Origin of the sequence: Pseudomonas vranovensis DSM 16006, assembly GCF_000425805.1 — a bacterium.
Lineage (GTDB): Bacteria > Pseudomonadota > Gammaproteobacteria > Pseudomonadales > Pseudomonadaceae > Aquipseudomonas > Aquipseudomonas vranovensis.
In genome coordinates, this window is record NZ_AUED01000024.1 from 54,788 (window position 1) to 62,297 (window position 7,510).

5 protein-coding genes are annotated in these 7,510 nt (G+C 61.6%); 2 read left to right on the forward strand and 3 right to left on the reverse strand.

What is annotated here, in order from left to right:
- Positions 1-5: 5 nt before the first annotated feature.
- Both H621_RS0118010 and recQ read right to left on the reverse strand, forming a co-directional pair.
- Positions 6-440, reverse strand: a complete 435-nt coding sequence (locus H621_RS0118010) for a MarR family transcriptional regulator (RefSeq protein WP_028944737.1) — start codon at positions 438-440, stop codon at positions 6-8.
- Positions 441-557: 117 nt separating this feature from the next.
- Positions 558-2,693 carry a DNA helicase RecQ gene (recQ, locus tag H621_RS0118015; RefSeq protein WP_028944738.1) on the reverse strand — a complete coding sequence of 712 codons (2,136 nt, stop codon included), beginning with the start codon at positions 2,691-2,693 and terminating at the stop codon, positions 558-560.
- A 245-nt stretch (positions 2,694-2,938) separates the two neighbouring features.
- Here recQ and H621_RS0118020 point away from each other — a divergent pair, with 245 nt between their 5' ends.
- Both H621_RS0118020 and H621_RS0118025 read left to right on the forward strand, forming a co-directional pair.
- Complete coding sequence (locus H621_RS0118020) at positions 2,939-3,526, forward strand: UPF0149 family protein (RefSeq protein ID WP_028944739.1); 588 nt, start codon at positions 2,939-2,941, stop codon at positions 3,524-3,526.
- Between the two features lies 1 nt (position 3,527).
- The gene (locus tag H621_RS0118025) at positions 3,528-3,902 is read left to right on the forward strand and encodes a YbaN family protein (RefSeq protein ID WP_371919752.1); all 375 of its coding nucleotides are present in this window, start codon (positions 3,528-3,530) and stop codon (positions 3,900-3,902) included.
- A 59-nt stretch (positions 3,903-3,961) separates the two neighbouring features.
- Here the strand turns inward: H621_RS0118025 and H621_RS0118030 are convergent.
- A partial coding sequence (locus tag H621_RS0118030) for a beta strand repeat-containing protein (RefSeq protein WP_028944741.1) occupies positions 3,962-7,510 on the reverse strand: 3,549 nt, incomplete at its 5' end.

The following is a 7,510-nucleotide window of genomic DNA, read 5'->3' on the forward strand; positions in this document are numbered from 1 at the left end:
CTACGTCAGGACTTTTCGAGGTTGGCGAGGATACGCGCGTGGACCTTCATGCACACGCGCAACTCTTCTTCGTCGACTCCGGTAAAGAGCTCGGCGCGCAAGGCGTTGGCGATGGTTTCGATCTGCTCGATCAGCGGCTTGGCCGGCGGGCACAAATGGATTTTCTTTGCGCGGCGGTCTTCAAGGACAGCCTGGCGGCGCACCAGCCCCTGGGATTCAAGGCTGTCGAGCAGGCGCGCCAAGGTGGGACCTTCAACGCCGACGCTCTGGGCCAGCTCGCGCTGGGTGGGGGCCTCATCGAAACGCGCCAGGTGCAACAACACCAGCCAGCGGGCCTGGGACAGATTCAACCCGGCCAGGCGACGGTCCAGCTCGGCACGCCAGCCTCGGGACATCTGGGCTATCTGCATTCCGAAGCGGTGGTGGTCAGTCAACGGCATAAAAAACTCATCATCAGAACTAATTATTAGCCAGCTAACCATGACCCTGCGTAACAGGCAAGGCTCATAAAGCCGCCCGCTACCCGGTAATCGTTAGAAATGATGACAAACCTTGCATTACATTTCGAATTCAGCGGCCAATGCTGCACGCACGCAATACAACACACCCTCCGGCACCCGTGTACCAAACTGCTCGGCGATGGCCGATACAGGCGGTAGCTCGCCCTCGCCGTCAAGGAACGCATCCTGGACTTCCGCCAGCAGGTCTTCGGGCAGGTCCAGGGCCTGCTCCAACGACAATTGCTGGCGGCCAATGGCCTCGGCCAGCATGCTGTAGACGTTCTTTTCGCTGCAATTGAGCTGCCCGGCGATCTGCGCCGGCGTCATGCCGGCACGGGCGAGGCTGGTGAGTTCGTGACGCAGGTCAGCCACCACCGGTGGCGCCTCGGCCGCCCCCCCCAACACTTCGAGGAAGGCCTCGCCATAGCGCTCGAGCTTGCGCGCCCCCACACCGCTGACCCGGGCCATTTCACTGAGGCTGGCGGGTTGGCTGCGCAGCATTTCCAGCAAGGTCGAATCAGGGAAGATGACGTACGGCGGCACGCCATGCTCTTCGGCCAGCTTGCGTCGCAAGGCACGCAAGGCTTCCCACTGCTCGCGCTCCTCGCCACGCACCAGCTGGCTGGCCGGGCTGCCGCCAATGCTGCTGCCCTTGCTGGTGGTTTGCGGCTTGAGGTCGCGACGCAGTTCCAGGCTGATCTCACCGCGCAGCAACGGCCTGCAGGTGTCGGACAGACGCAGGCCGCCGTAGCCTTCAAGGTCGATATCGGCCAGCCCACGGGCAACCAGCTGGCGGAACAATGAACGCCACTCGCCTTCGGAGCGGTCCTTGCCGACGCCGTAAACAGCCAGCTTTTCATGACCGAAGTTGCGGATTTTTTCGTTGTCGCGGCCCAGCAGTACATCCACAAGATGGCCCACGCCATAGCGCTGACCGGTGCGGTACACCGCTGACAATGCCTGGCGTGCAGGCTCGGTCGCGTCCCAGGTCTGCACGCCATCGATGCAGTTGTCGCAGTGCCCGCACGGTTGCAGCAGCTCTTCATCGAAGTAGTTGAGCAGGATCTGCCGGCGGCAACGGGTTTCTTCACACAAGGCGAGCATGGCGTCGAGCTTGTGTTGTTCGATACGCTTGTGGCGCTCGTCCCCTTCGGAGTTCTGCAACATCTGCTTGAGCATCACCATGTCCTGCAGACCATAGGCCATCCAGGCATCTGCGGGCAGGCCATCTCGGCCGGCCCGGCCGGTTTCCTGATAGTAGGCTTCCAGCGACTTGGGCAGGTCCAGGTGGGCAACGAAGCGCACGTTGGGTTTGTCGATGCCCATGCCGAAAGCAATGGTAGCAACCATGATCAGGCCTTCCTCGTTGAGGAAGCGTCGCTGGTTGGCGGCACGGGTCTCGGCAGGCAGGCCGGCATGGTAAGGCAGTGCCGGAAAGCCCTGGTCGCACAGGTAGGCGGCCACGTCGTCGACCTTCTTGCGCGACAGACAATAGACGATACCGGCGTTGCCGCGGCGCTCACCCAGGAACGCCAGCAACTGCTTGCGCGGCTGCTCCTTGGGCACGATTCGGTAGAAAATGTTCGGGCGGTCGAAGCTGGAGAGAAAGCGCTCGGCATTCTGCAGGTGCAGGCGCGTGACGATTTCTTCGCGGGTGCGCATGTCTGCGGTGGCGGTCAGGGCAATACGCGGCACATCGGGGAACAGCTCGGCCAGTTGCCCCAGCTGCAGGTACTCAGGGCGGAAGTCGTGACCCCATTGCGAAACGCAGTGGGCCTCGTCGATGGCGAACAGGGCGATATCCAGGGTGCGCAGGAAGTCCAGCATGCGTGGCTGCACCAGGCGCTCCGGCGCCAGGTAAAGCATTTTTACCTCGCCCCGGCGGATGCGTGCGGCGAGCTCGCGTTGCTGTTCGGCACTCAGGGTGGAGTTCAGGGAGGCGGCGGCCACCCCCAGCTCGTCGAGGGTCGCCACCTGGTCTTCCATCAGCGCGATCAGGGGCGACACCACCACCGCCAGGCCAGGTCTCAACAGCGCCGGCACCTGGAAGCACAGGGACTTGCCGCCCCCGGTGGGCATCAGCACCAGCGCATCGCCACCCTTGGCCACGCGTTCGATGATCGCGCCCTGGCGACCCCGAAAACTGTCATAGCCGAAGATGTCCTTGAGGACGCGCTGAGCCTGTTCGAGCATAAAAACTCCAAAAATCGCAAAACCATCCTGGGCACAGGCTGGATGAAAACCTTCCCCGCTACACCCGAAATTGCGTAAGCGGCTTTTACCCGGGCCTTGCCACACGGACGGCCTAGGGTAAAAGCGGGGCATTATACCGGAGCCTGCGGCTTCGCAGGATGCTCAGCGATAGACGTCTTCCTTTGCCTTGATTGCGCTGCAAGGTGCTAGAATTCAGTATCGTTTATTCCCAAGGTAGCCCCGTAATGTCCTTCGCCGAGCAATTGACCCGCCTGCAAGCCTTCCTCGACGCCGACGAGCTGCACGAAGAGGCGCTGGACTACGTTGCCGCCCACGGCTACATGACCGCGCTGTCTATCTGCTCCGAGCAGGTCCCAGACCGCGAATGGATCGACGCCCTGTTCGCTGAAGAGCCGCATTACAAGGACGACGCCCAGCGCGAAGAGATCGAAACCACCCTGCTCGCCCTCAAGGCCCACATCGCCCGCCAACTGGCCAGCGACGAAGAGTTCGAGCTGCCCTGCGACCTGGACCTGGGCGAAGAGCCGGATGATTCCGACCTGCGCGGCTGGTGCATCGGTTTCATGGAAGGCGTGTTCCTGCGCGAAGAAGCCTGGTTCGAGTCGGCCGAGGAAGAAGTCAGCGAAATGCTCCTGCCGATCATGGTCGGCTCCGGCCTGTTCGATGAACAACCCGAGTTCGCCGACATCGCCAGCGATGCCAACCTGATGGACGACATGATCGTGCAGATCCCCGAGGCGCTGACTGCGCTGTACTTGCTGCTGCACGCACCGGACGAAAAACCAGCACTGCTCAAACCACGTCACCACTGAGTTGGCGTCGGTGCGCTACCTGCTGCTGGCCATCGGCTGGCTCAGCGTCGCGCTGGGGGTGATCGGCATTTTCCTGCCGGTATTGCCGACCACCCCGTTTCTGCTCCTGGCCGCGGCCTGCTTTGCCCGCAGTTCTCCTCGCTTTCATGACTGGTTGATCAACCACCCACGCCTCGGCCCCTGGATTCGTGACTATTTGAGTGGCGAAGGTATTCCACTCAAGGGCAAGGTCTACGCCATTGGCCTGATGTGGCTGAGCATTGGCTTGTCGTGCTACCTGGTGCCGCTGGTGTGGGCGCGCGGATTCATGCTGACCAGCGCAGTGCTGGTCAGTATCTACATCCTGCGGCAGAAGACGTTGCGTCGCCCTTCATGAGCATCGCGGGGCAAGCTCGCTCCCACCAGATGCAGGAGCGGGCTTGCCCCGCGATGGTTTCACACCGTATCCACCTTCAACGAATGATCATTGAGCATCCCATTGATGATGGTCGCGGTATCCTGCCCTGCCGCAATCACCCCGCCAGCCCCCGCTGTCACGCCGTAATGCTGAGCCAGGTTGACCCCCGCCAGGTCTATCGTCTGTACCGGCGCAGCACCCGCCACCGCACTGACCTCGATGGTCGACACAACCCCCGTCCCACTGCCCGTCACCTTGAAGTGCAGGTAATCATCCAGCGATGCGGAAGTCGCATTCTCCCCCTGCAGCAGTTGTGAAAGGTCGAGCCGGTCGGTCCCCGGCGTGAAGTCCGTCACCAGATCATGGCCGTTGTTGCCTTGTTGCCAGAGGAAGGTGTCGCTACCGGCACCGCCTGTGAGGGTGTTGTTGCCAGGCCCACCGACCAGCACATCGTCACCGCCGCCACCGAGCAAGGTGTCGTTGCCCAGTCCGCCCTTGAGCAGGTTGGCCAAGTCATTGCCGGTCAGGGTGTCGCTATGGTCGGAGCCGACCAGGTTCTCGATACCGGTCAGCGTATCGGTACCTGCACCCAGGGTATTCTGTGCACCCGTGGTATTCAGGCTGACCGTAACCCCACTGGCCGCCCCCGCATAACTGGCGGTATCAATACCCGCGCCGCCATCGAGCACGTCGTTTCCGGCACCTCCAATCAGCAAATCGTTGCCGTCTCCCCCGTGCAGTGTGTCGTCGCCGTCCCCCCCGATCAGCACGTCGTTGCCTGCTCCGGCATTGAGCGTGTCGTTGCCCGCGCCCGCCAGCAAGGTGTCGCCACCGTCAGTACCGGTGAGGGTGCTGCCTGCGTGGTAGGTGATATCGACGTTGCCGGTACTGCTGCCACCATGACCGTCACTGACGGCGTAGGTACCGTTGTACACCTCCGGCTGCGTGCCGGAATAGTCGACGGTCATGGTCAGGTTATAGAACTCGGCCGCGTTGGCATTGCTTCCGGAGGTATTGCTCAGGTTGACCACATGGATGCTGTAGACCCCATCGTGGCTGGCCGTAAACGAGCCACCGTTGAGGAGGTCGTCATAGCTGCCCGTGGCATCCTTCCACTGCAACAGGATGTTCCCCTCGGCAACGTCATGTTGGAGGGTAAGTTTCTCGCCCCTCTTCAACGTCACGGTCAACACGTCTTCATCATTGGCGCTGCTCGTGGAGACGGCACCCAGGTAGCTATTGACGATCAATGCAGCGGTAGTGACATTGGCCGCGCCCCTGAAGGCACTGCGGTCCAGGGACTTCTCCCGGTTGCTCAAACTGCTGCCGGTACCGTTGAAATCAATCTGTTGCGCTGCAGCGTTGGTCACGGTGAAGCCCGCGCCCTTGGCCTCCCACCCCGTGTTGAACGAAGCGGTACCTGTGTTCAGCCGATCATTGTCGGCATCGCTGTCGTTGGCCAGCAAAGCTTCGGCCGGCACCACAATGTTGCTGGAGAGCACGTTGGTGATGATGTGGTCAGGCGCCGCTACCGGCGCCGTATTGCCGTGGACGTTCACCGTGAGGTTGGCGCTGCTCAGGTCACCATCGTTGTCGCTGGCGGTGAAGCCGATATTCTCAATCCGCGTCGTACCGTCGTCCTTGGGCGGCGTATAGGTGAATTCACCGGTGTCCATGTCCACCACCAAGGTACCGCCCGCCACGGTCTTGATGTTGAACGTGTTGGTGACCGTATCGAAAGTGCCCCGGTCCGTACCCGTGGCGGTGTAGCTGCCTTGCCCGTTGTTGGCCTTGGGGTCGTAGGTGTAGGTGGTGCCATCGATCAGCAACGACTTGATAAAGCCGCCATCGGCGCCGAAGTGCCCATCGGTCATCAGGTTGCCGGTGATCGGTGCGCCCTGGACCGTACCCGACAACACCTGGTTCAGGACATTGAGGTTGGTGACCACCACGGCATTGGTGTCGGTGTGGGTGCTGCCATCGTAGGCCAGCGGGTTGAGGTTACTGACATTGACACCATTACCCAGGCCAATGGCGTAGGTCTTGATCCCGTTGTCGTCCAGGAACGTTTTCCAGTCCGCCTCTTCCTGCGCATTTATTCCCCGGTCGTTAGGGTTCGGGTCACCATCAGAGAAGAAGTAACCCACGTTCTGCGCACCGGCAATCTTGCCGCTGGTCACAAAGGCCGATTGTGCGGCGGCGACCGCCGCATCGTAGTTGGTGTTGCCACCAGCACTGAGTCCTGCAACATAAGCCTTGGCATCGGCAACAGACAGCCAGACAGTCATCGGGGCCGACGCATTGGTTCCGAAGGTGACAATCTGGACTTTGACATCGCCCATTTCATCGTATTTGTCGAGCAGGGTATTGATCGCTTGCTTGGACAGTTGCAAACGCGTCAGCCCGTTAACCCCGGATGCGCTAGTCATACTGCCAGACACGTCGATGATCAGCAGCAGGTTGGAGTCGACTTGCCCCGGCGTGATCGAACGCTCGGCGCCCACCACCGCAGGCACGTCATCGACGATGGTCACATCCAGGCTGGCGTTGGCCGAACTGCCGTCGCTGTCGGTTGCCGTGACAGTGATGCTGTCGAACAGGTTGTTGACGCCACCGGCATCCGGATGGCTTTCGTTGTCCAGCAAGGTGTAGGTGTAACTGACTACCCCCGTGCTCGGGTTGTAGCCGGTGATGGTCAACGAATTACCCAGCGGCGTGGTGCCCGTTTGCGGAAAGCCGCTGACCACACCATTGGTGACCACACTGATGCCGCCCACGGTCAGGGTTTGCAGGCCATCGGGAGCCGTCACGGTGAAGGTTCCCGAGCGGGTCAGCGCCGACGCATCCGGACTGCTGCCATCACTGAGGTTCTTCTCGTAGACGGTGTGTTCGCCACCGGTTACATCCAGGCCGTTGATCACGACCGGGTTGTCCAGGTTGCTGACGTTCAGCACCAGGTTGGCCGTGCTGACATCGCCATCGGCATCGGTCAGGGTATAGGTAAAGGTGTCTGTACCCGTTCCGCCGCCGTGCAGGTCGATGAAGTCCGGATCGGCAGTATTCAACGTGTAGGTGTAGGTACCGTCTGCAGCCAGCACCAGGGTTCCGTATTTGCCGGTATAGGTGCCGGCGGTGATCGGGCCAGCCACGCGGTCGGCGCCCTGCACGTCGTTGGTCAGCACGTTGCCGGTGAGGGTCAGCTGGGTCTCGGTGGCCGTCACGGCATTGCTGTCGGCATGTGCGGTCGGCACGTCATCGACGATATTCACATCGATGTTGCCACTGGCGGTACTGCCGTCGGTGTCAGTCACCACCACCGCGAAGCTTTCGCCGAGGCTGTTGGTTCCTGCACCTGCCGCATGGGCTTCGTTGTCGCCCAGGGTGTAGCTGTAGGTGACCACGCCTGTGGCAGCGTCGTATCCAGTGATGGTGAGGGTATTGCCCAATGGCGTATTGATCACCTGCGGCAAGCCATTGGCCATGCCACCGGTAATCACGCTCACGCCATGCACCGTCATGCTCTGCACACCGTCCGGTGCGCTGATGGTGAAGCTGCCGGTCTGGGTCAGTGCCGAGGGATTCGGGGC

Coding starts and splice junctions, on each gene's coding strand:
- recQ (WP_028944738.1), bottom strand. CDS start 2,693: ATGCTCGAACAGGCTCAGCGCGTCCTCAAGGACATCTTCGGCTATGAC.
- H621_RS0118020 (WP_028944739.1), top strand. CDS start 2,939: ATGTCCTTCGCCGAGCAATTGACCCGCCTGCAAGCCTTCCTCGACGCC.
- H621_RS0118010 (WP_028944737.1), bottom strand. CDS start 440: ATGCCGTTGACTGACCACCACCGCTTCGGAATGCAGATAGCCCAGATG.